Origin of the sequence: Kineococcus terrestris, from assembly GCF_041020755.1 — a bacterium.
Taxonomy (GTDB): domain Bacteria; phylum Actinomycetota; class Actinomycetes; order Actinomycetales; family Kineococcaceae; genus Kineococcus; species Kineococcus terrestris.
Window position 1 is genome coordinate 145,155 of the sequence record NZ_JBEUEI010000005.1, and the last position, 26,906, is coordinate 172,060.

Consider the following 26,906-nt stretch of genomic DNA (forward strand, 5'->3'; position numbering starts at 1 on the left):
GCGCCTCAGGTCGGCAGCTCGAACCAGACGGTCTTGCCCAGGGGGCCGACGTCCAGGTCGGTGCCCCAGCGGCTGGAGAGCATCTCCACCATCGCGATGCCGCGGCCGCTCTCGGCGTCGTCGCGCTGGGCGCCGATCAGCGGCAGGCCGCCGCCCTCGTCGGAGACCTCCACGCGCAGCGCGGTCGAGTCGACCCGGCGCAGCGCCACGTGGACCATGCCCTCGCCGTGCACGACGGCGTTGGTGATGACCTCGCTGGCCAGCAGCAGCGCGGCCTCGACGGTGTCGTCCTCGACCTCGGAGGCCTTGACCCACGGCGCGCACCACTCGGTGATGAGCCAGCGGGCGACGCCGACCGAGCGGGGGGAGGGCGGGAGGACGACCTGGAACACCGGTCCCCCCACCCCCTGACTCGCCCTCGTCCGCCCCCACCGCGCGGTGCCCCTGCCGCGGCCGCTGCCTCGGTCACCGTCCTGTGACGCACAGTCAATCACCCGGACCACGGCTTGTCCTCGCAGTCGGACGGGTCCGTCGGAGTCGCCGACCCCCGCGCGGGGGTCACACGGGCAGGTCGACGCCCAGCGCCTCCAGCAGCGTCACCACGGCCAGCAGCGCGCACACCACCCCGCCGACCCGGCTGACGGTGGCCACGCTGACCTTGCGCACGATCGCCGCGCCCGCCGCGGCCGCCAGCCCCGAGACCACCAGCAGGGCCGCCCACGCCCCCGCGAACACCGACAGCGGGTCGTCGAAGCGCGCCGCCAGGCCCGCCGTGAACAGCTGCGACAGGTCGCCCCACTCGGCCAGGAACACCACCCCGAACGAGGCCCCCACCGCGCGCAGGCCGCTGGCCCCGCCGCGCACCTTGCGCTGGTACTCCGCCAGCGCCTCCTCCTCCGCCGCGGCCGCCTTCGCCGCCCCGCGGAACAGGGTCACCGCACCGATCGCGAACAGCGCCGCCGCCACCGCCGCCACCGGCCGGTCCGGCAGCCGCGCCAGCAGGCCGCCGGCCGTGACCGCCACCGCGCACTGCACCGCGAACGCCAGGCCGACGCCGACCCACGCCGTCAGCGGCCGGAACCGGGTGGCGAGCACGAGGGTCGCCACGAACGTCTTGTCGGGCAGTTCCAGCAGCAGGATCGGCAGGAAGCTGGCAGCGAGCACGCTGGGGTCCACGGGGTTTCCTCTCGGCGCCGGGAGTCGTCGTCGGTGCCGAAGGTCTCGCCCACCCGCCGTGCGGCGGGCCCACCGACCGGGCCGGAGCCAGGATGTCGACCGGTGGTGCGCGGGCTACTCCCCCTCAGTCGCCGCCAGTGAAGCACGCCGCCGCGCGCGGCCCAAAACCCTGTCGCACCCCACGAACAGGCAGGCCAGCACGGCGAACGCCGGCAGCAGTGCCGCGAACGCCAGACCGACTCCGCCCCAACCGATCTCGGTCGGGTCGAGGAACCAGTAGGGGTACCGCACGGAACTGTCCACGAGACCGCCGCGGACGATCGCGAACACCGAGTACGCGAACGGGTAGACCAGCCACACGAGACTTCGGCGCACCGACAGGACGCCGTGCGGGCGGAACAGGACCCAGTCCAGCAGCGCCAGCGCCGGGACCACCGCGTGCAGGAGGTCCGAACTCGGGCGGCCCGCCAGCAGCAGCACCGCCTCCGGCCCGCCGCCCGGCACCAGCAGCGTGTTGTAGACGACGCCGGTGATGGTGACGAAGAACGTCGCCCCGCCCACCAGCCACGGCGACGGGCCCGCCCGCGAGCGCAGCCGGGCCACCACGTCGACGGCCAGCACCGCCGCCAGCAGCAGGTTCGACTGGATGGTGAAGTACACGAGCTTCGTGCCGATCCCCGCCGGCGTCAGCCGCGGGTCGTCCCAGCCCGCGGCCGGCACCCACAGCACGCCCAGCACGACGAGGACGACCACGAGGGCGCGGAGGGCGGTCAGCAGGTGGCGCACCCGGCAGATCGTGCCGCACCGCGCCCGGCGCGCCAGACTGGGCGCGTGCCCGAGCTGCCCGAGGTGGAGGCGCTCGCCGGGTTCCTGCGCGAGCGCCTGAGCGGCCGCGTCGTCGCCGGCGTCGAGGTCGGCGCGCTGTCCGTCCTCAAGACCGTCGACCCGCCGCCGACCGCGCTGCACGGCCTGACCGTCACCGGCGTCGCCCGGCACGGCACGTGGCTCGACGTCCACGTCGACGGCCCGCACCTGCTGGTGCACCTCGCGCGCGCCGGCTGGCTGCGCTGGTCCGCCGCCCTGTCCGCCGCGCCGCTGCGCCCCTCCGGCAAGAGCCCCGTCGCCCTGCGCGTGCGGCTGGCCCCCGAGGACGGGGACGACCCGGCCCGCCCGCCCGGCTTCGACCTCACCGAGGCGGGGACGCAGAAGCGCCTGGCCGTGCACGTCGTGCGCGAGCCCACCGACGTGGCCGCCGTCGCCGCCCTCGGCCCGGACCCGCTCGCCGAGGACTTCGGCCCCGCCTCCCTCGCCGCGCTGCTCGCCGGTTCGCGCCAGCGCGTCAAGGGCCTGCTGCGCGACCAGACCGTCCTGGCCGGTGTCGGGAACGCCTGGTCCGACGAGGTCCTGCACGCCGCCCGCCTGTCCCCGTACGCGGTGGCCGGGAACCTGGCGCCCGAGGAGGTCGAGCGGTTGCACACGTGCCTGCGCGACGTGCTCGGCGCGGCGGTCGCCGCGGCCGCGGGCCGGCCCGCCGCGCAGGTGGCCGGCGCGGGCCGGGCCGCGATGCGCGTGCACGGGCGCACCGGGCAGCCGTGCCCGGTGTGCGGGGACGTCGTGCGCGAGGTGTCCTTCGCCGAGCGGTCCCTGCAGTACTGCCCCACCTGCCAGACCGGCGGGAAGCTCCTGGCCGACCGCCGCCTGTCCCGCCTGCTGAAGTAGGGGGGGTCCGCAGGAGTTCACGACCGGTTCACCGCCGGGTCTTCCGCCCCCGCCCCCGGCGGGGGTTGGGTGCTCCCCGTGACCACAGCACCCGCGCGCCCCGCGCGCCGCGCCCGCCTGGCCGCCGCGACCCTCGCCGCCGCCGTCGCCCTCCCGCTGACCGCGCTGTCCGCGGCCGCCGACCCGGCGCACGACCCCGCGCACGACGGCGACGTCCCCCTGGTCGTCGGCCACCGCGGCGCCTCGGCCTACGTCCCCGAGCACACCCTCGCCGGGTACCGCCTCGCCGCCCGCACCGGCGCCGACGTCATCGAGCCCGACCTCGTCCCCACCAAGGACGGCGTCCTCGTCGTGCGCCACGAGAACGAGATCTCCGGCACCACCGACGTCGCCGAGCACCCCGAGTTCGCCGACCGGCGCACCACCAAGACCGTCGACGGCGTGGAGCAGACCGGCTGGTTCACCGAGGACTTCACCCTCGCCGAGCTGAAGACCCTGCGCGCCGTGGAGCGCCTGCCCGAGCTGCGGCAGGAGAGCACGGTCTACGACGGGTTCTACGAGGTGCCCACCTTCGAGGAGGTCCTCGCCGAGCGCGCCGCCCTGTCCGAGGAGCTCGGCCGCGACATCGGCGTCATCCCCGAGATCAAGCACTCCACGTACTTCCAGGAGATCGGGCTGCCGATGGAGCAGTCCGTCGTCGCGCTGCTGGCCGAGTACGGCCTCAACGCCCCGGACTCCGGCGCCACCGTGCAGTCCTTCGAGCTGACCAACCTCGTCGACCTGCGCACCCGGTACGGCCTGCGCGCCGACAGCGTCTTCCTCACCTCCGCCGAGGGCGCCCCGTACGACCTCGTCGCCGCCGGCGACCCGCGCACCTACGCCGACCTGCTCATCCCCTCCGCGCTGCGCGACCTCGCGCGCCACGTCAACGCCGTCGGCCCCGCCCTGACGCAGGTCGTCCCCCTGCGGGAGGACGGCACCCTCGGCGAGCCGACGACCCTCGTGCGCGACGCCCACCGCGCCGGGCTGGAGGTCGTGCCCTACACGCTGCGCCCGGAGAACGAGTTCCTGCCCGTGGACTACCGCACCGGCGACGACCCGGCGGACTTCGGCCGCGTCGTCGACCTGGCGCAGGAGTACTTCGCCACCGGCATCGACGGCATCTTCACCGACAGCCCCGACGTGGCCGTCGCCGCCCGCGACCGCTGGCTGGCCGAGCGCGACGGGGAGGGCTGAGACTCCGGTCCACCCCCGGGAGCAGGAGCGCCCCGCCGGGATCCCCCGGCGGGGCGATGACCCGGCGGGGGTCGGCGGCGCACCCTCGGAGCGTGGACACCGTGCTCCTGGCCGCCACCGCGGCCCTGACCCCGCTCACCCTCGCGCTGGCCGTCCTGGGGGCGCGCTGGGCGCGCGCCGGCCGCCCCGGGGACGGCCCCGCCGGCGCGCCCGGGGACGTCCCGCTCGTCGCGCCGCGCGGCACCCGCTACGGCGGCGCGACCCGCCTGGCCGGACCCGGCCACCACCTGGCGGCCTGAGCGCGCGACGGGCTCAGACGCCGCCCGCGCCGCTCCCGGCGGGCACGCCCGGCTGCAGCAGCGGCGCCAGGCGGTCCCAGCGGGCGATCTGGCAGCCGTCCGTGCGGTCGAAGGACGCCCGCACCGGCTGCCCGGCCCACGTGCCCTCGACCGTCGCGGTCTGCGGGCCGCCCCACACCTGCGTGCACATCATGTCCGCCGGCACCGGCCGGAACGGGTCCCGCTGGCCCTGCAGCGCCGCGCACGCGCCCGCTGCGTCGGGGTGGTCCCCGCCGGCGCCGCCGTCCTCGCCGCACACCAGCGTCCACGTCGACACCTGCCCGGCGCCGTCGTCGACCGTGACCGTCAGCTCACCCGCCCGCACGCCGTCCGCGCCCCCCTCGCCGCCCTCGTCGCCCTCGCCGTCCTGACCGCCCGTGCCGTCCTGACCGTCCGTCGCGTCCGGCTCCGCGGGCGCGCTCGTGCCCGGCGTCGTCACCGGGCCGCCCGCCCCCTGCTCGCCGCAGGCCGCCAGCCCGCCCAGCGCCAGCGCGCCGAGGAGGACCGCCGCCGTGCCCGTCAGGAGCCTGCTGGTCGTCACCCGGTGTTCGACGGTCCACCGCCCGTCACGGTTCCGCCCCCCGTCCTCCGCGGTGATCATGGATGTGCGCCGCCTTCACCCATCCATGATCACCGCGGGAGAGGGGCGGCTGGGGGAGGGAGGGGTGAGGGAGGGGCGGGGGCGGGGGAGGGGTGCGTAGGCTCGCGGGCATGAGCGACGTGCCCCAGGTCCCCGCCGCCGACGTGCCCGCCGACGCCGTCGTGCTCGACGTCCGCGAGGACGACGAGTGGGACGCCGGGCACGCCGACGGCGCCCTGCACATCCCCATGAGCCAGGTCCCCCAGCGCCTCGGCGAGCTGCCCGAGGGTGAGCTGCACGTCGTCTGCCGCGCCGGCGGGCGTTCCCAGCGGGTCGCGGAGTGGCTGCAGCAGAACGGCTACGACGTCGTGAACGTCGAGGGCGGGATGGGCGCCTGGGCGGACGCGGGCCGCCCGATGGTCTCCGAGAGCGGCCAGGAGCCGTTCGTCCGCTGAGCGCGGCTCAGGAGCCCCCGCGTCAGGAGACCTTCAGCTCCCGGCGGCGGTAGCCCTCCACGCTCGCCATCGGCGGGCGCTCCTCCAGGGCCAGCGAGTGCGTCACCGGCGCGTAGCGGCCGTAGCCGTCGCGCTGGAACTGCGTGAGGACGGGCGCCTCCAGCCGCGCGCCCGTGGCCCGCTCGTGCACGACGTTGGTGATCTGCGCGGCCATCCGGCCCAGCGCCGCGGTGCCCTGGTGGCTGTGCTGGCGCCGGCCCAGGTCGACCTGGGCGATGGCCGGCAGCCCGCGCAGGCGCCAGGTGTCGATGAGCATGGCGATCTCCACGCCGTACCCGCCGCAGAACGGCACCGCCTCCAGCAGCCGCCGGCGGCCCGCGTACTCGCCGGCCAGCGGCTGCACGACCCCCGTCAGCTCGGGGAAGTGCAGGCTCAGCAGCGGACGCGCGACCAGCTCGGTCACCCGCCCGCCCGCCGTGCTGCCCGCGCCCGCCAGCGGCCGGTCGTAGCAGCCCTTGACCAGCTCCACCGCCGGGTCGGTCAGCAGCGGCCCCAGCAGGCCCGTCACCAGCTGCGGCTGCGGGTCCACCAGGTCGGCGTCGACGAAGACGACGACGTCGCCCGTGGTCACCGCCAGCGACTTCCACAGCACCTCGCCCTTGCCGGGGCGCGAGCCCACCTCCGGCAGGACGTCGTCGCGGTGGTGCACGACCGCGCCGGCCGCCTCGGCCACCGCGGCGGTGTCGTCGCCGGAGCCGGAGTCCATCACCACGACCTCGTCGACCAGGCCGGTCTGGTCGGCCAGGCGCCGGACCATGGCCACCACCCGGCCCACCGTGGCCTCCTCGTCCAGCGCCGGCAGGACCACGCTGACGCGGGTGCCCTGCTTGTGGGCGCGCAGCCGGTCGATCGGCCAGTCCCGGGCGCGGGACGTCGACCGGTCGAACCACGTCTGCACGGGCAGCTTCACGGGGCCCTCCTCGGGCGTCGGGGCGCGATCACCGTGGCACGCGGGGACCGGCGGCGACAGTGCCCGCGGGCGGAGTTCACGCAGGCGTCACACGCCGCGCCGGTGGAGCGGTCCGACGTTTCCGGCGCGTGTCCACCGGCTCGCAGCCGGGTGCCCGCGCGGTGCCCGTCCGCGGTCCCGGGGGCCCGTCCGGGGGACCCGTCGGACGGGCAGGTTTCGCCCCCGGCGCCACCGGGTACCCCGAGTTCGCCATGTCGACGACCGCGGAGGACCCGATGCCCACCGGTGCTCGTCCGGTGCCGGAGTGCCACTGGGCGTCGTTCGCCCACGACGCGGCCTCCGTGCCCCGCGCCCGGCACGTCGTGCGCCGGGTGCTGGACAGCGCCGGCTTCGACGAGATGGCCTCCGCCGAGATCGAGATCGTCGTCTCCGAGATCGTCGGCAACGCCGTCCGGCACGCCCGCCCCCTGCGCAGCGGGGACATCCACGTCCAGTGCGAGGTGGTCCCCGACGCCCGCCCGCACGTGGAGATCGCCGTCACCGACGGCGGGTCGGCCAGCCGCCCGGCGGCACCGGTGGACGCGGAGCGGCCGGACTGGACCGCCACCTCCGGGCGCGGCCTGTTCATCGTGGACGGCCTGGCCGACGAGTGGGGCGTCGTGGAGAACCTCGACGACCTCAGCCGCACCGTGTGGGCGTCCTTCGGCGGGCCCACCCGCCACCACCCCCACTGACGGCCGAGCCCGGGGTCACCCGTCCGGTCGTGACGCTCAGCTACTTCTAGGCACCTCAGCGCGATATCTTGCCGAGGTCCTGGACGAGCCGGGACGCCACGGCCGGAGGGGGGTGTCGCACCCGGTGCACCCCAGCCCCGTCCCTGGTGCCCCCGGTGCCCCCGGCCACGCCCCCCTGGACCTCACCGCCCTGCGCTCCCTGCAGCGCAGCGCCGTCCACCTGGCCGGCGCCCTGGAGGTCGACGAGGTCGTCACCGTCGTCCTGCGCACCGGCCGCGACGTCCTCGGCTGCAGCTCCTGCAGCGTCTTCCTGCTCGACGAGGACGCCGGCGTGCTGCGCCCGCGCACCGGCCGCGACGCGGGCGTCTCCCCCCTCGGCGCGGCCCCCGAGGTCCCGCTGACCTCCTCCACCCCCAGCGCGCACGTCGCCCGCACCCGCCGCTCCCTGCTGCTGCGCACCCCCGAGGAGCTGCTCTCCCGCTTCGACGGCGCCCTCAACGGGCCGCTGCTCGCCCTCGGCGAGCGCTCCTGGGCCATGCACCCCCTCACCGCGCGCGGCCGCCTCGTCGGCGTCCTGCGCTTCGGCTTCGACCGCCCCGGCTCGCTGGACGCCGCCGGGCAGACCTTCGCCGAGGCGCTCGCCGGCCAGTGCGCCGTCGCCCTGGAGCGCGCCCAGCTGCTCGACACCGCCCGCGAGGCGCTGGCCGCGGCCGCCCGCAGCGAGCAGCGCTACCGCACCCTCGCCGAGGCCGGCAGCCTCGACGTGTTCACCGTGGGCCGCGACGGCGACCTGCAGACCGACCTGCCCGGCTGGCGGGCCATCACCGGCCGCGAGGGGGAGGTCACCGCCCGGGCGTGGGAGCAGGACGTCCACCCCGACGACCTGCCCGGCGTCCTGTCCGGCTGGCAGCGCTGCCTGGACACCGACACCCGCTTCAGCGCCCGCTACCGCGTCGGGCGGCCCGGCCGCTGGCGCTGGATCTCCGTCGTCGTCGTGCCCGTGCGCGAGGACGGGCGCACCGTGGAGTGGGTCGGCTCCAGCACCGACGTCACCGAGCGGGTCGTGGCCGCGCGCCGCTCCGGCGCCCTGCAGCAGCTGACCGCCGCCCTCGCCCACGCCGGCAGCCACGCGCAGGTCGCCGAGGCCGTCGTCGGCGTCGCCGTGCGCGGCACCGGGGCCGTGCGCGCCGTCCTCGACCTGCACCCCGTCGAGGGCCTGCCCGTCCCCGGGACGGCGCCGACCGCCGGCGAGCCGTCGCCGGGCCAGGCCGTCGTCGCGCTCGACCTGCCCCTGGCCACCGCGCGCGGCGAGCTGGGCACCCTCGTCCTGCACTTCCCCGAGTCCGTCGCCGAGGACGAGGGCGAGCGCGACTTCCTGCTCGCGCTGGCCCGGCAGTCCGCCACCGCGCTGGAGCGCGCGCAGCTGCTGGAGGCCCAGCGCAGCACCGCGTCGGTCCTGCAGGAGGCCCTGCAGCCCGGCCCGCTGCCGCGCGTGCCGTGGCTGGCCGCGCACCGGCGCACCGCCACCGCCGCCGGCAGCGACGTCGGCGGCGACTGGGCCGAGCTGATCGTCCTGGACGACGACCTCGTCGCCGTCGTCCTCGGCGACGTCGTCGGCCGCGGCGTGCGCGCGGCCTCCGTCATGGGCGAGGTCCGCACCCAGGTGCGCACCCTCGCCCTCGTCGACCCCCACCCCGGCGCCGTGCTGCGCGGGCTGGACACGTGCGCGGCCGTCGCCGACCGCGACGAGGACCTCGTCACCCTCTTCTACGGGCTGCTGCGCCGCGACGGGCGGCTGCTGGCCGCCAGCGCCGGGCACCTGCCGCCGCTGTCGTGCACCGGCACCGGCCCCGCCTACCTCGACGTGCCGCCCGGCGTGCCCGTCGGCGTGCCCGGCGACCCGCGCCACGACGTCCTCGACGTCCACCTCGACCCCGGCAGCGGCCTCGTCGTCTTCTCCGACGGCCTCGTGGAGACCCGCGCCCGCTCCCTGACCGACGGGATGGCCGCCGCGCTGGACGTCTTCCGCTCCACCGCCCGCGACACCCCCGCCGCGATCGTCGACGAGCTCGTGGACGTCCTGACCCGCGGGCAGCAGGGCCACGACGACGTCACCGTCCTGGCGCTGCGCCTGCTGCCGGCCGCGACGCGCGGCTGAGCGGCCGGCCGCCGGGGCACCCGCTACCGTTCCGGGCGTGCCGCCGCCCCGCCCCTCCCGCACCGTCGCGGTGGTCGTCCCCGCCAAGGACGAGGAGGAGCGCGTCGGCGAGACGGTCCGCGCGCTGCGCGGCCTGGAGGTCGCCGACCTGGTCGTCGTCGTCGACGACGGCTCCACCGACGCCACCGCCGCCCGCGCCCGCGACGCCGGCGCCCTCGTCGTCGCCCACCGCCGCAACCGCGGCAAGGCCGCCGCGATGCGCACCGGCGCCCGCGCCGTCGCCGCCCGCGAGCACGCCGAGCGCCGCCCCGGCACGGGGCCGCGGCCGCTGCTGTTCGTCGACGCCGACCTCGCCGCCAGCGCCGCGCGCACCGAGCCGCTGACCGGTCCCGTCCTGGCCGGCGAGGCGGACATGACGATCGCCGTCCTGCCCCGCCAGGCCGTCCCCGGCGGCGGTCGCGGCCTCGTCGTGGGCCTGGCCCGCCGCGGCACCCGCACCGCCGTCGGCTGGTCCCCGCAGCAGCCGCTGTCGGGGATGCGCTGCCTGACCCGCGGGGCGTTCGAGGCCGCGCTGCCGCTGGCCCGCGGCTGGGGCGTGGAGACCGCCCTGACGATCGACCTGGTGCGCGCCGGCTTCCGCGTCGCCGAGGTGCCGTGCGACCTGCACCACCGCGTCACCGGCACCGACTGGCGCGCGCAGGCCCACCGCGCCGCCCAGTACCGCGACGTGGCGCTGGCCCTGGCGCAGCGGCGGGTGCGGGTCCGCCCGTGGTGACGTCCGCGGTGGCGTCCCGGCGGTGAGCGGTGCCGCCGCGCGCGGCGGGCCGGCGGGGCGCCTGCCGCTGCTGGCCGGGTGCCTGGGCGCGCTGGCCCTGCTGACGTGGGCGGCCGTCGCCGTCGCCGGCCCCTCGGCCGCCGTCCCCGGCCTGGGCCCGGGCCGGGTGCCGTTCGACCTGGGCCTGCGGCCCTCCTCCGCGCTGGTCAGCGCCCTGCTGGCCCTCACCTGCCTGGCGGGCGGGGCGGCGGCGCTGACCGGCCTGGCCGCCGTCGGGCGCGGCTGGCGCCCGCCGCCGCGCCTGGTGCTGCGGGTGGGGCTGGGCGCCGCGGTCGTCGTCTGCTTGCTGCCCCCCGTGGGCTCGGCCGACCACCTCAGCTACGCCGCCTACGGGCGGATCGCGGCCCTGGGCGGCGACCCGTACACGGCCTCCCCGGCCGCGTTCGCCGGCGGTCGGGACCCCGTCGCCTCCGCGGTGCGCGACCCGTGGCGCGAGACGCCGTCGGTGTACGGGCCGGTCGCCACGCTGCTGCACGCGCTGGCCTCGCTGGCCGGCGGGGACTCCGTGCGCGCCACCGTGTGGGCGGGGCAGCTGGTGCTGCTGGCCGCGTGGGCGGCCGCCGCGGTCGGGCTGGAGCGCGCGCTGCGCCACGACGAGGCGGCCCGCGCGCGCGCCGCCGTGCTGTGGACGCTGAACCCGCTGCTGCTGACCGTCGGTCTGGGCGGCGCCCACGCCGACGTCCTGGCCGGGGCCGCCGCGCTCGGCGCGCTGCTGCTGGCGCCCCGCGCGCCCCTGGCCGCGGGCCTCGTCCTGGGCGTGGCCGCGGGCACGAAGCTGCCGTACGCGGCGGCCGGGGCGGGGCTGCTCGTCGCGCACCTCCTGCTGCGCCCGGCCGGGCGGGGGCCGGGCTGGCTGCTGCGCGGCGCCGCGGGCGCGCTGCTCGTCCTCGTGCCGGCCCACCTGTGGGCCGGCGCGCACGCCTACGACCAGACCCGCACCGCCAGCCGCTACGTGTCCCTGGCGACGGTGTGGCGCCCGCTGGTGGACGCCGGGCTGCCGCGCGGGGCGCTGCTGCCCGGCACCCTCGTGCTGGCGGCGCTGCTGGTCGCGGTCTGGGCGCGCCGGCTGGCCGGCACGGCGACGACGCTGGAACCGGACGACGAGCTGCGCCGCACCGCCGCGGGCGCCACCTGCCTGCTGGCGCTGGGCTACCTGCTCGCCGCGCCGTACGCGCTGCCCTGGTACGACCTGCTGCTGTGGGGGCCGCTGGCCCTGGCCGCCACCGCCCCGGCCGCCCTGGACCGGCTGCTGCTGGTGCGGCTGTCGCTGCTGGCCCTGGCGTACGTGCCGGGGCTGGTCGACGGCATGTCCCCGGCCGTGGAGGCCCTGACCCTCGGCTACCGGCGCGAGGTCGGCCCCTGGCTGGCCTGGGTGTGGCTGCTGGCCGCGCTGGCGCTGCCGCTGCTGCTGGCCCGGCGGCGCCGCATCAGCACCAGCCGGTAGGCGATCCCGACGGCGAACACGGCCACGCCCGCCAGCACCGAGGCCGGCGGCAGCGTGACGACGAGGACGACGCAGCCGGCCGCGCCGAGCGCCTGCACCGGCCGCGGCCAGCGCCGGTGCTGCCCGGTCTGCGTCCACGCCGCGAGGTTGGCGACGAGGTAGTACAGGAGCACCCCGAACGAGCTGAACCCGATGGCCCCGCGCACGTCCACCGACAGCACGACGACGACCACGACGACGGCCACCGCCACCTCGGCCCGGTGCGGCACCCGGTGGCGCGGGTGCACCGCGGCCAGCGCGCCCGGCAGGTCGCCGCCGCGGGCCATCGCCATCGTCGTGCGCCCCACCCCGGCCACCAGCGCGAGCAGGGCGCCCAGCGCGCCGGCCGTCGCGCCGGCCCGCACGAGCACCTCGGCCCAGCCCCAGCCGGCCGCGTCCACGACGTCCACCAGCGGCGCGCTCGAGGCGGCCAGCCGGTCCGGACCCAGCACCAGCAGCGCGGTGGTGCCCACGGCGGCGTACACGACGGCCGCGCCCGCCAGCGCGCCCAGCACCGCCCGCGGCAGCGTGCGCGAGGGGTCGCGCACCTCCTCGGCCAGCGTGGCGATGCGCGCGTACCCGGCGAAGGCGAAGAACAGCAGCCCGGCCGCCTGCAGCGTCCCGTACCAGCCGCCGGCGGTCAGGTCCCAGCTCGCCGTCCCCGCCCGCTCGCCGGTGCCGCCGAGCCCGGCGGCCACGACCACCGCCAGGGCGAGCAGCACGACGACCAGCAGCACCTTCGTCAGCCGGGCGGTGCGGGTGATGCCGCGGTAGTTCACGGCGGCCAGCGCCGTGACGGCGGCCACCGCGACGGGACGCTCCCAGCCGGGCGGGGCGGCGTACGCGGCGACCACCAGCGCCATCGCCGCGCAGCTGGCGGTCTTGCCGACGACGAACCCCCAGCCGGCGAGGAACCCCCACCACTCGCCCAGCTGCTCGCGCCCGTACACGTACGTCCCGCCGGCGGCGGGGTGCTGCACGGCCAGCTGCGCGGAGGAGGTGGCGTTGCACCAGGCGACGACGGCCGCGACGGCCAGCCCGGCCAGCAGCCCGGCGCCCGCGGCGGCCGCCGCGGGCGCGAACGCGGCGAACACGCCCGCGCCGAGCATCGAGCCGAGCCCGATCGCGACGGCGTCGCCGGTGCCGAGACGCCGCGCCAGGGACGCGGGAGGGCCCGCTGGTGGGTTCGCCGGGGGGTTCGCGCTCACGCGGCGGACGGTAGGGGCCGCGGGTGACCGGGCGGTGAACGGCGCGGGCGCGCGAGGACGGCTCAGTCGGGCAGGCGCAGCGGGGCCAGCTCCGCGAAGCGGTCGCCGGGGCCGGGGTTGCCGGGGGCGCTGGAGCCGCCGAGCTGGCGCACCACCCCCCACACGGCGTTCAGCGCGGTGGTGACGGCGCCCTCCGCCCAGCCGGGGGTGAAGGAGATGTCGTCGCCCGCCAGGAAGATCCCGCGGTGCTGCGGCGGCAGGTCGTCCTGCACGAAGTGGGTGAACAGGCGCCGCTGGTAGCGGTAGTGCCCGGGCAGGTTGCCGCGGAAGGCGCCCATGAAGTGCGGTTCGCGCTCCCAGTTCACGGTGATCGGCTCGCCGAGGACGTGGGAGGCGATGTCGAGGCCGGGGTAGATCTTGCCCAGGCTGTGCAGCATGAGCCGGACGCGCTCGCCGACGTCCAGCGCCAGCCACTTCAGCGAGTCGTCGTTCCACGTGTACGACAGGCACAGCGTCGCCGGGCCGTCCGGGCCCGCGGGACCGTCCAGCGGGTAGGTGGCGCGGGTCATCCGGTCGGTCAGCGTCGTGGACATCACGTGCCGGCCGGTGACCGGGTCGCGGTCGTGCCAGAACGGGCGGTCGACGAGCACGAACGTCTTGGACGCCTGCATGTAGTGCGAGCGCTCCAGCGCCATCCACAGGTCGTGGCTGAGCAGCGACTCGTCGGTGTCGATGCCGGCGGACAGCAGCCACGACTGGCAGGTGACGACGACGGCGTCGTAGCCGCGCTCGGTGCCCCAGCGGTCCAGCACGTGCAGCCGCCCGTCGTCCCCGCGGCGGATCCGCACCACCCCCGGGCGCGGGGAGCCGCCGTGCAGGGACTCCAGCGACGTGCCGCGCGGGTGGTGGGCGAGCCGGTCGGGGCGGTGCCGCCACAGGCCCAGCGGCACCGACTGCGCACCGCCGAGGATCCGCCGGTGCGCGTCGTCGGCGCCGGTGTGCACGACGCGCAGGACCTCCAGCACCGAGTTCGGGAAGTCGGTGTCCCAGCCGCCGGTGCCGAAGCCCACCTGACCGAACGTCTCGCGGTGGGCGTAGCTGAGCCGGGAGAACGCGCGCGAGCGGGCGACGAACTCGTAGAACGTCTGCTCGTCCAGGCGCGGGACGGTCTCGTCCCACAGCTGCTTGATCCCGCGCAGGTCGCGGCGGCGGACCGCGTCGACGACCTCCGAGTGCCGCGCGCCCTCCTCCAGCGCGTCGGCCCACGCGGCGGAGACCTCCCCGAAGAACGGCGGCAGGTCGTCGGCGGTGACGGCGTGGTGGGCGCGGGCGCCCAGCTCGACGACGGTGCTGGGGGTCTGCGGGGCCAGCGGGTTGGGGAAGGGCGCCGAGCGCGCGCCGACGAGGTCGGCGTAGTGCCAGAACGCCCGCCCGGAGCGGGGGAAGCGCATGCCGCCGAGGTCGGCGACGGGCCCGTCGACGCCGGGGAACGTCGCGGTGCGCAGCCGCCCGCCGATCTCACCGGCCTCGTGGACGACGGGCCGCAGGCCCAGCTTCATCAGCTCGTAGGCGGTGACCAGGCCGGACATCCCGGCGCCGACGACGGCGACCTCGGTGCCGCGCCGCTCGGGCGGGACGCCGCCCAGGCCGGCGGGGGAGGCCAGGTGCTCGTCGTAGGGGAAGGGGAAGTCGGGCACGAGCATCGTCAGGTCGCCGGCGCCCGGGCCGGCGCCGGGGCCGGTGTCCTCCTCGGGCGGGGTGGGCAGGCTCACCGGGCGCTCCCCGCGCGCGGGCCGGCGAGCAGGCCGAGCAGCTCGTAGGCGACGTGGGCGGCGGCGATCCCGGTGATCTCGGCGTGGTCGTAGGCGGGGGCGACCTCCACCACGTCGGCGCCGACGACGCGCCGGCCGGCCAGCCCGCGCAGCGTGCGCAGCAGCTCCCGGCTGGTCAGCCCGCCGGCCTCGGGGGTGCCGGTGCCGGGCGCGGCGGCGGGGTCGAGGACGTCGATGTCGACGCTGACGTAGACGGGGGCGTCCTCGACGCGGCGCAGGACGCGCTCGACGGCGCGGGCGACGCCGTCGGTCTCGTAGTCGTCGGCGCGCACGACGGTGAACCCCAGCCGGGCGTCGTCCTCCAGGTCGCTCGCGGCGTACAGGGGCCCGCGGGTGCCGACGTGCACGCACCGCTCCAGGTCCAGCAGCCCCTCCTCGCTCGCGCGGCGGAACGGGGTCCCGTGCGTGTAGGGGGCGCCGAAGTAGGTGTCCCAGGTGTCCAGGTGGGCGTCGAGGTGGACGACGGCCACCGGCCCGTGCTCGCGGGCCAGGGCGCGCAGCACGGGCAGGGCCAGGGTGTGGTCGCCGCCCAGGGACAGCACGCGGGTGCCGTCGGCGCCGAGGGCGGTCACGGCGGTCTGCGCGGCGTCGAGGGCCTCGCGCACGTCGAAGGGGTTCAGGGCGACGTCGCCGGCGTCGGCGACCTGCTGGTCGGCGAACGGCCACGCGCCGGTGGCGGGGTTGTAGGGGCGCAGCAGCCGCGAGGACGCGCGCACGTGCGCGGGCCCGAAGCGGGCGCCGGGCCGGTAGCTGACACCGCTGTCGAAGGGCATGCCGAGCACGGCGACGTCGGCGCGGGCCACCTCGTCGAGGCGGGGCAGGCGGGCGAAGGTCGCGGGGCCGGCGAACCGGGGCACGCGGGTGGCGTCGAGGGGGCCGACGGGGGCGGTGGGGGAGTCCCCGGGGGCGGCCTGCGCGTCCTCGCGCGGGTGGTGCGTCACCGCCCCACCCTCGCCGCGCCACGGGCACCGCGGCAAGGGGGGTGGTGGCGGGCGGCGCGGCGAACTGGTTCCACGTTCAAGCGTGCGCGGCGCCGTGCCGCCGCTTATCGTGATCGTGGTCGTCCCCGACGGGCGCACGTGCTCCAGCCAGCGGGCACCCGCTCTCCGGGCTGAAGAGGGAGCGGTTGATGGTCCAGCAGAAGGCCGTCGTGGACGGTCAGACCGACCACGTGCGCGTCGCGGACGGGCAGCGGGTCGTGCTGCCCGCCGACGGGTGGGACGACGTGGTCGTCGAGGACACCGCCGGGCACCGGTACGTCCTGGTGCCCGAGCAGCGCTACGCCGCGCTGGAGCGGGCCGAGCGCGTCGTCGCGGACGGCCGGGCGCCGGTGGCGCTGACGGCCCGCGAGCGCGAGGTCCTGCAGATGGTCGCGGAGGGCTGCCCCGGCTCGGTGGTCGCCGAGCGGCTGGGACTGGCCCCGAACACCGTCGCGCAGCACCTGGCCGGGGTGCGCCGCAAGTACGGGGTGCGCTCCAGCGCGGCCGCCGCGGACGCGGCGCGCGCCGACGGCCTCATCCGCTGACGATCCCCTGCCCGCCGCTGACGCGGCGCCGTCAGTTCGGGCCGCTGCTCGGCGCCACGAAGCCGACGACGCGCGCCACCCGGCCACCGTCGCGCAGGGCGTGACCGACCAGGGAGAGCCACCGCACCCGTCCGTCGTGCTCCAGCACCCGCCCGCGCACCGACACCGAGCCGCCGCGGTCCGCCGCCCGCCGCAGGGCCCCGCCCACCTGCTCGCGGTCGTCCGGGTGCAGCCGCCCGGCCAGCTCCCCGCAGGTCAGGCTCCCGGGTCTCGCGGGCAGGCCCAGCAGGGTCGCCACCCGCTCGTCGACGAGCGCGCGCCCCTCGCCGACCTCCACCGAGAAGGCTCCCGACGCGGTCGGCGGGACGGGGTGCCCGGCCAGGCCGTCGAGCTCGTCGCCGAGCCCGTCGCCCGCTCCACCGGCGGGCACGGTCGCGGCGGCCAGCTCCACGCGGGCGCGCAGGCCCGGCGGCAGCCGCTCCAGCACCGCCCGCCGGCGGGGGCTGTCCCGCAGCAGCGCCAGCACCAGCTCGGCCGGCACCGCGTCGGACTGCACGAGCAGGCCCTGCCGCTTGCCGGCCGCGTCGTCCATGGCGACGGCGTCCACCAGCAGCGTCGTCAGGGCGTGCGGGCCGGGCGGCAGCTCGTCGCCCCACACGCGCTCCAGCTCCTCGCGCAGCAGCTCCGCGCGCAGGCGCACGTGGTGCTCCCAGCTGAGCGGGTCCTCGCGGGGCGGGTCCTCGCGGGGCGGGTCCTCGGTCGGCACGCGGCGATGATGTCGCGGTGGTCCCCCGGTCACCAACCGTGATCACCGGTCCGGAGCAGTCCGGGCGCGCGGGTGCGACGATGGGGCCGCCATGACGACTGCTCCCGGCACCACCCCCGCCCCCGGCACCGACGACCTCCTCGAGACCGCCGCGCGCGTCCCGCCCGCGCGGGGCCGCGTGCCCGTCCTGCCCGTGGGCGCCGAGCCCGACGACGTGTACGAGGCCTTCGCCGGCTGGGTCGCCGAGGGCGGCCTGCAGCTGTACCCGGCGCAGGAGGAGGCGCTGCTGGAGGTCGTCTCCGGCGCGAACGTCGTGCTGGCCACCCCCACCGGCTCGGGCAAGTCGCTGGTGGCCGCCGGCGCGCACGCCGCGGCGCTCGCGGCCGGGGTGCGCTCGTTCTACACGGCGCCGCTGAAGGCGCTGGTGAGCGAGAAGTTCTTCGCCCTCGTGGAGGTCTTCGGCGCCGAGCGCGTGGGGATGATGACCGGCGACGCCTCGGTGAACCCCGGCGCGCCGATCGTGTGCTGCACCGCGGAGGTGCTGGCGAACATCGCGCTGCGCTCGGGGGCGTTCGCCGACGTCGGCCAGGTCGTCATGGACGAGTTCCACTTCTACGCCGACCCCGACCGCGGGTGGGCGTGGCAGGTGCCGGTGGTCGAGCTGCCGCAGGCGCAGTTCCTGCTGATGTCGGCGACGCTGGGCGACGTCACGTGGCTGCGCGAGGACCTGACGCGCCGCACCGGCCGCGAGACCGCCCTGGTCGCCTCGGCCGAGCGGCCGGTGCCGCTGCACTACTCGTGGGCGACGACCCCGCTGCAGGAGACGGTCGAGGAGCTGCTGGCCACCGACCGCGCCCCCGTCTACGTCGTGCACGCCACCCAGGCCGCGGCGGTCGAGCAGGCGCAGGCGCTGACGAGCGCGAAGGTCGCCACCCGCGAGCAGCGCGACGCGGTCGCGGAGGCGATCGGCGCGTTCCGCTTCGCGCCGGGTTTCGGCAAGGTCCTCTCGCGGCTGCTGCGGATGGGGGTGGGCGTCCACCACGCGGGGATGCTGCCCAAGTACCGCCGACTGGTGGAGACCCTCGCCCAGGCGGGGCTGCTCAAGGTGATCTGCGGGACGGACACCCTGGGCGTCGGCATCAACGTGCCGATCCGCACGGTCCTGTTCGCCGGCCTGACGAAGTTCGACGGCCGCCGGGTGCGCCACTACCGGGCGCGGGAGTTCCACCAGATCGCCGGCCGGGCCGGGCGGGCGGGTTTCGACACCGCCGGCACCGTCGTCGTGCAGGCGCCCGAGCACGAGGTGGAGAACGCCCGCCGCGTCGCCAAGGCCGGTGACGACCCGAAGAAGCTGAAGAAGGTGCAGCGGGTCAAGGCGCCCGAGGGGTTCGTCTCCTGGTCCGAGCAGACGATGACCAAGCTGGTGGCGGCCGAGCCGGAGCAGCTCACCTCGCACTTCCGGGTGACGACGTCGATGCTGCTGAACCTGCTGCAGCGGCCCGGCAACCCCGTCGAGGCCGCCCGGCACCTGCTGCTGGACAACCACGAGCCGCGCAGGCAGCAGCTGCGGCACGTGCGCCGCGCCGTCGAGCTGGCCCGCGCCCTGTTCGACGCCGGCGTGGTGGAGAAGCTGCCCGAACCGCTGCCGGACGGCCGGCAGGTGCGCCTGGTGGTGGACCTGCAGCTGGACTTCGCGCTGAACCAGCCGCTGTCGCCGTTCGCGCTGGCCGTGGTCGACGACCTGCTGGACCGCGAGGCGCCCACGTACCCGCTGGACGTGGTGTCGGTGATCGAGTCCACCCTCGACGACCCCGGCAAGGTGCTGCAGGCGCAGAAGTCCAAGGCCAAGGGCGAGGCCGTCGCCCGGATGAAGGCCGACGGCCTGGACTACACCGAGCGGATGGAGCAGCTGGAGGACGTCGAGCACCCGCAGCCGCTGGCCGAGACGCTGCGCGAGGCGTACGAGACGTACCGGCGCGGCAACCCGTGGGTGGGCGACTACGAGGTGCGCCCGAAGTCGGTGGTGCGCGACATGTACGAGCGGGCCATGACGTTCGGCGAGTACGTCGCGTTCTACCAGCTGGCCCGCTCCGAGGGCCTGGTGCTGCGCTACCTGGCCGACGCCTACAAGGCGCTGCGCCAGAGCGTCCCCGAGGACGCCCGCACCGAGCAGCTGACCGACCTCGTGGAGTGGCTGGGCGAGGTGGTGCGCCAGACCGACTCCAGCCTGCTGGCCGAGTGGGAGCGGCTGCGCTCGGGCGCCGACGGGCAGGAGGACGTCGAGGACGCGTTCGCGCCGCAGGAGGACGAGGCGCCGCCCGTCACCGCGAACCCCCGCGCGTTCCGCGTCCTGGTGCGCAACGCCGTGTTCCGGTTCGTGGAGCAGGTGGCGCTGGACCGTCCCGAGGCGCTGGCCGCGCTGCCCGGTTCCCCCGACGCGGCGACCTGGGAGGAGCAGCTGGACGCCTACTACGCCGAGCACGAGAGCGTCGGCACCGGCCCCGATGCCCGCGGCCCGCACCTGCTGCAGGTCGACGACGGGTCCGGGCCGGAACCGCGCGGGTCGGCGCGGAACTGGTACGTGCGCCAGGTCCTCGACGACCCGGCCGGGAACCGGGACTGGGCCGTCGTCGCCGAGGTGGACCTCGACGCCTCCGACGAGGCGGGCGGGGCCGTGCTGCGGGTGGCGGGGCTGCTGCGGCTGTGAACCCGGAGCCCGGCGCGCGGCCGGGCCCCGGGTTCCCGGGTCCTGCGGGTCAGCCCAGCGGCAGCGCCAGGTCGGTGACGTCGGCGGCGAGCGTCCCGACCTCCTGCGCCGCACCGGTCAGCAGCGACACCTGGAACAGGCGGGCCTGCCCGCCCACGGTGATCGTCGCGTAGGCCTCGTTCTCGACGGTCTTGCCGCCCTTCCGGGTCGACCGGATGTCGAAGCCGGCGTCGCCGGTCACCTCGACGCCGAGGGAACCGGTGGCGGCCAGCGTCCCGGCGTTGGCGGGCGACTGCAGGGCGACCGAGCTGCCGCTGATGACGAACAGGCTCGTGGCGGTGGAGTCGTCGAGGTCGTTGTTCGTGTACGCCGCCGCGGTGACACCCGTCGTGGTGCCCGCGGCCGGCGGGGTCGACAGGTCGCCGTCCTCGATGGTCGCCGCGCCCGGGGTGGCGAACGGCTGGCGCAGGTTCTGGCCGGTGTCGCTGACGATCCGCAGCGCGTTCGCGGCCGGGTTGAAGTCCACGCCGAACCGCTCGCCCTCCAGCGCGACGGTCAGCCGCAGCACGAGGGTCGCTGCGCCGGAACGGGTGTCGATCGTGTAGACGCCGCCGCGGTCGCCGACGCCGTACAGCTGCCCGTCCTGGACGCGGAAGTCGATGCCGACGAGACGGGTGTCCTCCTGCAGCCCCGTCACGTCGCCGACGACGCGCAGGTTCCTCGGCTTGTCGGCGTGGAACGTGACGATCTCCGTGCCGCCGCCCGCGAGGCCGACGGTGTGGTTCGGGTTCGCGGGCTTGCCGCCGCCCTTGCCGGGGTCGGCCGAGGCGGCGGTGGCGGGGGCGAGGGCGACGGCCGCGGCGGCGGCGAGGGCGGTGACGGTGGTCCGGGTGCGCACGAGGTTCCTCCAAGTCGTCGGTACCGGCTGCCGTGCCGGTTCGACGGGGAGTACGTCGCGGACCCCCTCCGCGTTCACGTCCGCGCGCAGGTTCCTGCGACGGCGCCCGCCGGTACCGTGCGGGGGCCGCCGACCGCACGGACCCCGCACAGGAGCCGCCCCGTGGACGAACCCGCCGAGCCGCCGCGGGAGGACGCGCGGCCCGCTCCCGCGCTGGTCCTGCTCGTCGGGCTCCCCGGCGCCGGCAAGACGACCCTGGCGCGCCGGCTGGCCGCCGCGGACGGCCTCCTGCGGCTGACCCCCGACGACTGGCACCTGCCGCTGTTCGGCACCTCGCTGCGCGCGGAGGGCAAGCGCGACCTGCTGGAGGGTCTGATGATCACGACGGCGCTGCGGGCGCTGCGGCTGGGCACCGGTGTCGTCCTCGACTTCGGGCTGTGGAGCCGCGACGAGCGCTCGGCGCTGCGGGCGCTGGCGGCCGGCGCGGGCGCGCGCTGCCGGGTGGTGCACCTGCCGGTCGAGCTCGACGTGCAGCTCGAGCGGATCGAGCGGCGGCGCGCCGAGGCGGTGGGGGAGACGTTCCCCATGACCCGCGCCGACGTCGTCGGCTGGCGGCGGCGGTTCGAGGAGCCCGACGAGGACGAGCTGGCGGGCCGGGCGCTGCCCGGCCCGCCGCCCGGGTGGCCGACGTGGGCGGCGTGGGCGGTCGGCCGCTGGCCGACGCTGGAGGTCGACGGTCCCTGAGCGGGCCGCCGCTCAGCGGTGCACGACGACCTTGCCGACGGTGCGGCCGGTCTCCACGAGGCGGTGGGCCTCGCGCAGCCCGGCGGCGCTGAAGTCGTCGATCGCCGTGGTCATCGTCGTGCGGACCCGGCCGGTGTCGACGAGGGCGGCGACCTCGCCCAGCAGCCGCGACTGCTCGGCGAGGTCGGGGGTCTGGTGCACCGGCCGGGTGAACATCAGCTCCCAGTGCCAGGCGATGCTGCGGCTCTTCAGCGGGAACAGGTCCAGCCCGACCGGGTCGTCGATCGCGACGACGTGGCCGAAGGGCTTGACGACCTCGGCGAACGCCTCGACGTTGCCCGCCGAGTTCGGGGAGAACAGGAACTCCACGCCGTCGGGGGCGACCTCGCCCAGGGAGCCCACCAGGTCGTGGTGGTCGAACACCGCGTCGGCGCCCAGGTCCTCCACCCAGCGGCGCGACTCCGGCCTGCTCGCGCCGGCCAGCACGCGCAGACCGGTCAGCTGCTTCGCGAGCTGGACCAGCACCGAGCCCACGCCGCCGGCGCCGGCCAGGACGGCCAGCGTCCCGGACGAGCCCGCCCCCAGGCGCAGGCGGTCGAACAGCGACTCCCACGCGGTGATGCTCGTCAGCGGCAGCGCGGCGGCCTCCGCGAAGCTCAGGCTCGCCGGCTTGCGGGAGACGATCCGCGCGTCGACGGCCTGCAGCTCGGTGTTCGAGCCGGGGCGGGTGACGTCACCGGCGTACCAGACCTCCTCGCCCACCGACAGGCTCGTCACGGCGTCGCCGACCGCCTCGACGGTGCCGGCGGCGTCCCAGCCGAGGACCCGGGGGACCTCCTGCGGGCCGAGGCCCGTGCGGACCTTCACGTCGACGGGGTTCACCGACACCGCCTCGACCCGCACGAGGACGTCGTGGGGGCGCAGCCGCGGCACCTTGACCCGCACGTCCTGCAGCGAAGCCGGGTCGGAGATCGGCAGGCCGTCCAGGGCGGCGACGGCGTTCACGGTGGTCACGGCGGTGCTCCTCCAGCGGGTCGGGCGGGAGGACCCAGCCTGGCCCGGACGACCGCGGGCCGCACCCCGCGAGGGGTGCGGCCCGCGGCGCGCCGGGACGGGGCGCGTCAGGCGACGGGCGCGGCCTGCGGCGCGGCGACCTCGGCCTCGGCGACACCGGCGCTGCTGAGCCGGTACGCCGGGACCTCCAGGCCCAGCGCGCCGCAGATGCCGTGGAACACCTCGGTGTTGTCGATGACCTTGCCGAACGCCGCGGCGCCCGGGCCGGACGCCATGATCGACACGTCCTCGACGGTGTGGACGCAGTTCGTCTGGTCCAGCGGCAGGTTGCCGATCTGGACGACGGCGCCCGGGTCCCGGTCGGGGTTGGGGAACGCCAGCTCGGTGGCCGGGTCCTCCAGCGCGGGCTGCGCCAGCACCGGGTTGTGGGCGAAGTCGTCCTGGTGGTCGGGGTGGTTGGACCAGCCGAAGAACAGCTGCACGTCGGGGTTCGGGTCGTCGGGGAACCCGTCGCCGTCGCTGTCCACGTAGGTCGGGAACCCGGCGTCCTGGTACACGCCGTTCCGCTGCCGGGCCGGCTCGCCCTCGGCGGACAGGGTGTGGGTGCCGGCGATGCTCATGGCGTGGTTGTGGTCGGCAGTGACGACGATCAGCGTGTCGTCGCGGCCGGCGGCCCACTCCTTGGCGATCCCGACGGCCTGGTCCAGCTCGATGGTGTCGTAGACGGCGCGGGGGCCGTCCAGCGGGTGCTCCATCTTGTCGATGGAGGCGCCCTCGACCATCAGGAAGAACCCGTCGTCGTTCTTCTCCAGCACCGCCAGCGCCGCCCGCGTCATCTCCACCAGCGTCGGCTGGTCGGGGAAGTCACCGAGGACCTCCGGGTTCCGGGTGACCTCGCGGTCGACGTAGACGTTCATGTTGCCCAGGGTGAAGGTGCCCAGCAGGCGGTCCGGGGCGCCGCCGGCCAGGACCTGCTCCAGCTCGGCGCGCGTGCCGGCGTAGGAGAACCCGCGGTCCTGGAACTCCTGCACCAGGTCGCGGTCGTCGGTGCGCCGGGACCCCTCGGCCGACTGCGGCAGCAGGCTGGCGCGCCCGCCGCCCATGAACACGTCGGGCATCTGCGCGGGGTTCAGCGACTGGTCCATGATGTCGACGTACTCCGAGCGGCGGCGCGTGTGCGCGAAGACCGCCGCCGGGGTGGCGTCCTGGATCTCGGCGGTGGTGACGATGCCGATGGACATGCCGCGCGAGCGCTTGAGCAGCTCGGCCATCGTCTCGACCTTCGGGCTGCCGTCGGGGTCCTCGGTGTTCGCCGCGTACACGCCCATGGCGTTGACGGCCGACTTGTGGCCCGTCATGTACGCGGACATGGAGTTCGCCGAGTCGGTGGCGATCGAGTCGCTGCCGGACGTGGTGACGACGCCGTGGACGTCGAGCTCGTCCATCTCCAGCAGGCCGTTGTACTTGCCCTCGACGATGCCCTTGGACAGGATCCGCGCGCCGGTGATCGCGGCGGCGCCCATCCCGTCGCCCAGGAAGAAGACGACGTTCTTCGCCCCGGCGCCCGAGCGGGCGGAGCTGCGCACCTCGTGGCGCACCTCCTTGGTGGCCGACCCGGTGCTCGAGGTGACCTCGGCGCTGATCGTGAAGCTGCCCGCCTCGGGGTAGGCCAGGCCCTCGTAGGTGACCTCGACGGAGTCCTCGAAGGTGCTGGTGCGGCGCGGCTGCGGGGACAGCAGCGGGACGGGGCCGTCCGCGCCGGCCACGCGCAGGACGATGCGGGTGGTCTCCGGGTCGACGCCCTCGGCCTCCACGCGCAGGTCGAACGTCGCGCCGGCCTGGAACACGGCGCGGTCGATGGGCAGGATCCGCACGACGGTCGTGCCGCCGGGCGAGGCCAGCGAGGCGGCGCGGAAGGAGACGGTGCCGGCGTGCGGGTCGCGCGCGTTCAGCTGGGCGGGCACGTACGCGGCGGCGGCGGCGGCGCCGGCGGGGGCGCGCAGGCCGTGGCCCCAGACGACGGCGGTGGCCAGGCCGGCGGCGCCGGTGCCGAGCAGGCCGCGGCGGTTGAAGACACCGCGGGGACGGTCCGCGCCGTCCGCGTCGGGCAGGGGGGTGTTCTCGGGCACGGGGGCTCCTCGCCTCGTCCGCGGCCGGGGCGGTCGCGGGGGTGTGTGCGGGCGGGTACACCGTCACAGCCGCGTCACCCGGACGGGCGAACGTCCCGGCAACTCCCGGACAACACCCGGTGTCGGGCCCGCCGGACCCTCTGTGCGAGAACGGTTCTCAGTCGCTCCGGGGATCGGGCTCGACGGCGGCCGCGTAGGCGGCCCGCAGCGCGTGCAGCCGGCCGCTCGTCGCCGCCGGCCACGTCGCCCAGTCCGCCCCCTCGCCGGCCAGCGCGCGCTCCAGCTGCTCCAGGTGCAGGTGCCAGGAGGCCAGGGACATCGGCACCCAGGCGTCCTCGCCCTCCAGCTCGTTCGTCAGCCGCAGCCGGGTGGCCGAGCGCAGCGCCCCGGCGTCGACCGGCTCCAGCTCCCAGCGCAGCAGGCCGTGCTCGGCGTTGGTGTGCTCCAGCAGCCGCGGCGGGTCCAGCGCCGTCACCTCGCCGGGCCACCACTGCAGCTCCTCGGCCGGGCCCGTCAGCCACATCAGCGAGAACTCCCCGCCGGGACGGACGTCGGCGCGCAGGTCCGCCAGCCAGCGGCGCGCCACCTCCCGCAGCGTCAGGGCCGTCCACACCGCCGCGACCGGGTGCGGGTACTCGCGCTCCAGGCGCAGCGTCGCCCGGTCCCCGCCGTGCAGCCGCGCACCGCCCAGCAGCGCCGGCGCGCCCTCAGGACCGCTCACCGCCACCACCTCCCGCCACGGCCCCGGGTGCGCCCGGCGCGCCCGGCGCGACGCCCGTCATGTGCCGCGGGATGCGGTCGCGGTCGTAGGTGATCGTGGAGTACCCGTGCGGCGCCGGCTGCCCGTCCGGGCCGAGGTTGACGAACACGATCCTCTCGATCGTCAGGATGCTGCGCCGGGTGATCATGTTGCGCACCTCCGCGCGCATCGTCAGCGACGTGCGCCCGAACGCCGTCGCCAGCAGGCCCATCTCCACCAGGTCCCCCTGCTGCGCCGAGCTGACGAACTCGATCTCGGAGATGTACTTGGTCACCACCTGCCCGTTGCCGAGCTGGAGGATCGCGTAGATCGCCGCCTCCTCGTCGATCCAGCGCAGCAGGCTGCCGCCGAAGAGCGTGCCGTTGGCGTTGAGGTCCTCCGGGCGCACCCACTTGCGGGTCCGGAAGTTCAGCGGCGGTCCTGCCGCGTCGTCGGGTTCCATGTCAGGACATAGTAGGCGCGCCGCGGGCCGCCAGCCGCTGCTCGGCGAGCGCGAGGTGGGGCCAGCGGGCCAGCCGGGCGGGCAGCAGCGGGCGGGCGGTGGCGGTCGCGCCCCGCACCGCGGCGGCCAGCGCGCGCCGCCCCGGACCGGGCACCAGGCCGTACTCCGCGGCCAGGTGCCCCGGCAGCAGGTCGGCGGTCACGGCGCGGGCGACGACGCCCAGCCCGGGCAGGGGCGGGCTGGTGGGCGTGGACAGCAGGTGGTCGGCCACCTCGCGCGCCGCGGGGGTGACCTCCGCGCGGGCCAGCGCGGCGTCCCACCAGGCGTCGAAGGCCGCGGCCGTGGGCGGCAGGACCTCGGCCGGGACGCCGAAGGCGGCGGCGAAGGGCCGCGTCTCGCGCCAGTACGCCTCCCGGAACGCCTCGTCGACCGGCCGGCGCAGGTAGCGGGCGGTGACGTCGAGGGCGGTGCGCACGAGGGTGGCGTGCACCCACAGGCCCAGCTGCGGGTCGTCGGCGCGGGGCACGCCGGTGTGCCGGCGCCCGACGTGCCGCCCGACGGCCGCGGCCTGCTCGGTGTCGCCGAAGACGACGGTGAGGACGGCGTCGAGGGTGGCGGTCAGGCGGTGGCCGGGGTCCTCGCGGAAGCGGCTGTGCACGGCGACGGCCGCCGCCACCGGGGGCGCGGCGAGCTGCAGCAGCAGGGCGGCGGGGGCGCCGAGCAGCAGCGCCCGCTCGGCGAGGACCGCCCACGCCGCCCCGTGCGGGGGCACGACACCGGGGTCGCCGGGCCGGCCGGGCGGCGGGGGGGCGGGCAGCGCGGCGCGCAGGGGCAGGCGGACGCGGGCGGTCACGGGCACCAGCCTGGCAGCGCTCCGGGCGCCGCGCCCGGGGCGCCGGGTCCGGGGGTCAGCCCGCGACGGCCCGGGCGGCGAGATCGTGCGGGGTGGCGCCGGGTGCGGCGGTGACGGCGGCGGAGGCGGCGCCGAGGTCCTCGGTGCCGCCGAGGGTGCCGAGCAGGTCGTACCCGGCCAGCGCGGCCAGCGCGGCGGGGGAGGCGGCGGCCAGGCGCAGGGCGCCGCCGCGGCGGGGGGGGGGGGGGGGGGGGGGGGGGGGGGGGGGGGGGGGGGGGGGGGGGGGGGGGGGGGGGGGGGGGGGGTCGGGGGGGACGGCGGGCGCGCCGCGCGCGCCCCCCCCG

General features: G+C 77.0%; 26 protein-coding genes. 11 read left to right on the forward strand and 15 right to left on the reverse strand.

What is annotated here, in order from left to right; translation table 11 throughout:
- Nucleotides 1-5 precede the first annotated feature (5 nt).
- The 3 genes from AB8M62_RS05280 to AB8M62_RS05290 form a co-directional block, all read right to left on the reverse strand.
- Nucleotides 6-392 carry an ATP-binding protein gene (locus AB8M62_RS05280; RefSeq protein WP_369055990.1) on the reverse strand — a complete coding sequence of 129 codons (387 nt, stop codon included), beginning with the start codon at nucleotides 390-392 and terminating at the stop codon, nucleotides 6-8.
- Between the two features lie 166 nt (nucleotides 393-558).
- Nucleotides 559-1,176 (reverse strand): TMEM165/GDT1 family protein, encoded by a 618-nt coding sequence (locus AB8M62_RS05285; protein ID WP_369055989.1) that lies wholly within the window; start codon nucleotides 1,174-1,176, stop codon nucleotides 559-561.
- Between the two features lie 114 nt (nucleotides 1,177-1,290).
- Nucleotides 1,291-1,962 carry a Pr6Pr family membrane protein gene (locus tag AB8M62_RS05290; RefSeq protein WP_369068867.1) on the reverse strand — a complete coding sequence of 224 codons (672 nt, stop codon included), beginning with the start codon at nucleotides 1,960-1,962 and terminating at the stop codon, nucleotides 1,291-1,293.
- Between the two features lie 45 nt (nucleotides 1,963-2,007).
- Here AB8M62_RS05290 and AB8M62_RS05295 point away from each other — a divergent pair, with 45 nt between their 5' ends.
- The 3 genes from AB8M62_RS05295 to AB8M62_RS05305 all read left to right on the forward strand — a co-directional run bounded on the left by AB8M62_RS05295 (nucleotide 2,008) and on the right by AB8M62_RS05305 (nucleotide 4,430).
- Nucleotides 2,008-2,895, forward strand: a complete 888-nt coding sequence (locus tag AB8M62_RS05295) for an Fpg/Nei family DNA glycosylase (RefSeq protein WP_369068868.1) — start codon at nucleotides 2,008-2,010, stop codon at nucleotides 2,893-2,895.
- A gap of 78 nt (nucleotides 2,896-2,973) precedes the next feature.
- Nucleotides 2,974-4,131 (forward strand): glycerophosphodiester phosphodiesterase, encoded by a 1,158-nt coding sequence (locus AB8M62_RS05300; RefSeq protein WP_373694854.1) that lies wholly within the window; start codon nucleotides 2,974-2,976, stop codon nucleotides 4,129-4,131.
- Nucleotides 4,132-4,223: 92 nt separating this feature from the next.
- Entirely contained in the window at nucleotides 4,224-4,430 is a 207-nt protein-coding gene (locus tag AB8M62_RS05305) for a hypothetical protein (protein ID WP_369055986.1), read from the forward strand.
- Between the two features lie 13 nt (nucleotides 4,431-4,443).
- Here the strand turns inward: AB8M62_RS05305 and AB8M62_RS05310 are convergent, their stop codons facing one another.
- Nucleotides 4,444-5,010 carry an SSI family serine proteinase inhibitor gene (locus AB8M62_RS05310; RefSeq protein ID WP_369068869.1) on the reverse strand — a complete coding sequence of 189 codons (567 nt, stop codon included), beginning with the start codon at nucleotides 5,008-5,010 and terminating at the stop codon, nucleotides 4,444-4,446.
- 170 nt (nucleotides 5,011-5,180) lie between these two features.
- Here AB8M62_RS05310 and AB8M62_RS05315 point away from each other — a divergent pair, with 170 nt between their 5' ends.
- On the forward strand, nucleotides 5,181-5,504 hold the full coding sequence (locus AB8M62_RS05315; protein WP_369055984.1) for a rhodanese-like domain-containing protein: 324 nt from the start codon (nucleotides 5,181-5,183) through the stop codon (nucleotides 5,502-5,504).
- 22 nt (nucleotides 5,505-5,526) lie between these two features.
- Here AB8M62_RS05315 and AB8M62_RS05320 read toward each other — a convergent pair whose 3' ends face one another.
- Entirely contained in the window at nucleotides 5,527-6,474 is a 948-nt protein-coding gene (locus tag AB8M62_RS05320) for a glucosyl-3-phosphoglycerate synthase (protein ID WP_369068870.1), read from the reverse strand.
- 251 nt (nucleotides 6,475-6,725) lie between these two features.
- Here AB8M62_RS05320 and AB8M62_RS05325 point away from each other — a divergent pair, with 251 nt between their 5' ends.
- The 4 genes from AB8M62_RS05325 (at nucleotide 6,726) to mptB (ending at nucleotide 11,645) form a co-directional block, all read left to right on the forward strand.
- Nucleotides 6,726-7,208, forward strand: a complete 483-nt coding sequence (locus tag AB8M62_RS05325; protein WP_369055982.1) for an ATP-binding protein — start codon at nucleotides 6,726-6,728, stop codon at nucleotides 7,206-7,208.
- A gap of 124 nt (nucleotides 7,209-7,332) precedes the next feature.
- Nucleotides 7,333-9,366 carry a SpoIIE family protein phosphatase gene (locus AB8M62_RS05330; RefSeq protein ID WP_369068871.1) on the forward strand — a complete coding sequence of 678 codons (2,034 nt, stop codon included), beginning with the start codon at nucleotides 7,333-7,335 and terminating at the stop codon, nucleotides 9,364-9,366.
- Nucleotides 9,367-9,403: 37 nt separating this feature from the next.
- Nucleotides 9,404-10,141 carry a glycosyltransferase gene (locus AB8M62_RS05335; protein WP_369068872.1) on the forward strand — a complete coding sequence of 246 codons (738 nt, stop codon included), beginning with the start codon at nucleotides 9,404-9,406 and terminating at the stop codon, nucleotides 10,139-10,141.
- Nucleotides 10,142-10,163: 22 nt separating this feature from the next.
- Nucleotides 10,164-11,645, forward strand: coding sequence for a polyprenol phosphomannose-dependent alpha 1,6 mannosyltransferase MptB (gene mptB, locus AB8M62_RS05340; protein ID WP_369068873.1), 1,482 nt, complete (start codon nucleotides 10,164-10,166; stop codon nucleotides 11,643-11,645).
- On the opposite strand, the gene AB8M62_RS05345 is transcribed toward mptB, so the two are convergent.
- The 3 genes from AB8M62_RS05345 to speB form a co-directional block, all read right to left on the reverse strand.
- On the reverse strand, nucleotides 11,540-12,892 hold the full coding sequence (locus AB8M62_RS05345) for an APC family permease (protein ID WP_369068874.1): 1,353 nt from the start codon (nucleotides 12,890-12,892) through the stop codon (nucleotides 11,540-11,542). The two genes, mptB and AB8M62_RS05345, sit on opposite strands and share 106 nt — an antisense overlap.
- Before the next feature lie 62 nt (nucleotides 12,893-12,954).
- Nucleotides 12,955-14,595 (reverse strand): flavin monoamine oxidase family protein, encoded by a 1,641-nt coding sequence (locus AB8M62_RS05350; RefSeq protein WP_369056008.1) that lies wholly within the window; start codon nucleotides 14,593-14,595, stop codon nucleotides 12,955-12,957.
- Nucleotides 14,596-14,660: 65 nt separating this feature from the next.
- Nucleotides 14,661-15,581: an agmatinase gene (gene speB, locus AB8M62_RS05355; RefSeq protein WP_369068889.1), complete on the reverse strand. Its 921-nt coding sequence runs from the start codon at nucleotides 15,579-15,581 to the stop codon at nucleotides 14,661-14,663.
- Between the two features lie 272 nt (nucleotides 15,582-15,853).
- Between speB and AB8M62_RS05360 the strand changes: the two genes are divergently transcribed.
- A complete protein-coding gene (locus AB8M62_RS05360) occupies nucleotides 15,854-16,249 on the forward strand; it encodes a response regulator transcription factor (RefSeq protein WP_369055977.1) in 396 nt (131 codons plus the stop codon).
- 31 nt (nucleotides 16,250-16,280) lie between these two features.
- On the opposite strand, the gene AB8M62_RS05365 is transcribed toward AB8M62_RS05360, so the two are convergent.
- Complete coding sequence (locus tag AB8M62_RS05365) at nucleotides 16,281-17,015, reverse strand: PAS domain-containing protein (protein WP_369068876.1); 735 nt, start codon at nucleotides 17,013-17,015, stop codon at nucleotides 16,281-16,283.
- A 91-nt stretch (nucleotides 17,016-17,106) separates the two neighbouring features.
- Here AB8M62_RS05365 and AB8M62_RS05370 point away from each other — a divergent pair, with 91 nt between their 5' ends.
- Nucleotides 17,107-19,722: a DEAD/DEAH box helicase gene (locus AB8M62_RS05370; RefSeq protein ID WP_369068877.1), complete on the forward strand. Its 2,616-nt coding sequence runs from the start codon at nucleotides 17,107-17,109 to the stop codon at nucleotides 19,720-19,722.
- Nucleotides 19,723-19,771: 49 nt separating this feature from the next.
- Here the strand turns inward: AB8M62_RS05370 and AB8M62_RS05375 are convergent, their stop codons facing one another.
- Nucleotides 19,772-20,620: a DUF4394 domain-containing protein gene (locus AB8M62_RS05375; RefSeq protein WP_369068878.1), complete on the reverse strand. Its 849-nt coding sequence runs from the start codon at nucleotides 20,618-20,620 to the stop codon at nucleotides 19,772-19,774.
- Between the two features lie 162 nt (nucleotides 20,621-20,782).
- On the opposite strand from AB8M62_RS05375, the gene AB8M62_RS05380 reads away from it, so the two are divergent.
- On the forward strand, nucleotides 20,783-21,364 hold the full coding sequence (locus AB8M62_RS05380; RefSeq protein ID WP_369068879.1) for a P-loop nucleotide/nucleoside kinase family protein: 582 nt from the start codon (nucleotides 20,783-20,785) through the stop codon (nucleotides 21,362-21,364).
- Nucleotides 21,365-21,376: 12 nt separating this feature from the next.
- Here the strand turns inward: AB8M62_RS05380 and AB8M62_RS05385 are convergent, their stop codons facing one another.
- From AB8M62_RS05385 to AB8M62_RS05405, 5 genes are all read right to left on the reverse strand, one after another.
- The gene (locus tag AB8M62_RS05385) at nucleotides 21,377-22,378 is read right to left on the reverse strand and encodes a zinc-binding alcohol dehydrogenase family protein (RefSeq protein WP_369068880.1); all 1,002 of its coding nucleotides are present in this window, start codon (nucleotides 22,376-22,378) and stop codon (nucleotides 21,377-21,379) included.
- 107 nt (nucleotides 22,379-22,485) lie between these two features.
- Entirely contained in the window at nucleotides 22,486-24,507 is a 2,022-nt protein-coding gene (locus AB8M62_RS05390) for an alkaline phosphatase (RefSeq protein ID WP_369068881.1), read from the reverse strand.
- A 157-nt stretch (nucleotides 24,508-24,664) separates the two neighbouring features.
- Nucleotides 24,665-25,228 (reverse strand): SRPBCC domain-containing protein, encoded by a 564-nt coding sequence (locus AB8M62_RS05395; protein WP_369055968.1) that lies wholly within the window; start codon nucleotides 25,226-25,228, stop codon nucleotides 24,665-24,667.
- Nucleotides 25,215-25,709, reverse strand: coding sequence for an acyl-CoA thioesterase (locus tag AB8M62_RS05400; protein ID WP_369068882.1), 495 nt, complete (start codon nucleotides 25,707-25,709; stop codon nucleotides 25,215-25,217). Before AB8M62_RS05400 ends, AB8M62_RS05395 begins: the two co-directional genes overlap by 14 nt.
- A 1-nt stretch (nucleotide 25,710) precedes the next feature.
- Nucleotides 25,711-26,562 carry an oxygenase MpaB family protein gene (locus tag AB8M62_RS05405; protein ID WP_369068883.1) on the reverse strand — a complete coding sequence of 284 codons (852 nt, stop codon included), beginning with the start codon at nucleotides 26,560-26,562 and terminating at the stop codon, nucleotides 25,711-25,713.
- Between the last annotated feature and the right edge of the window lie 344 nt (nucleotides 26,563-26,906).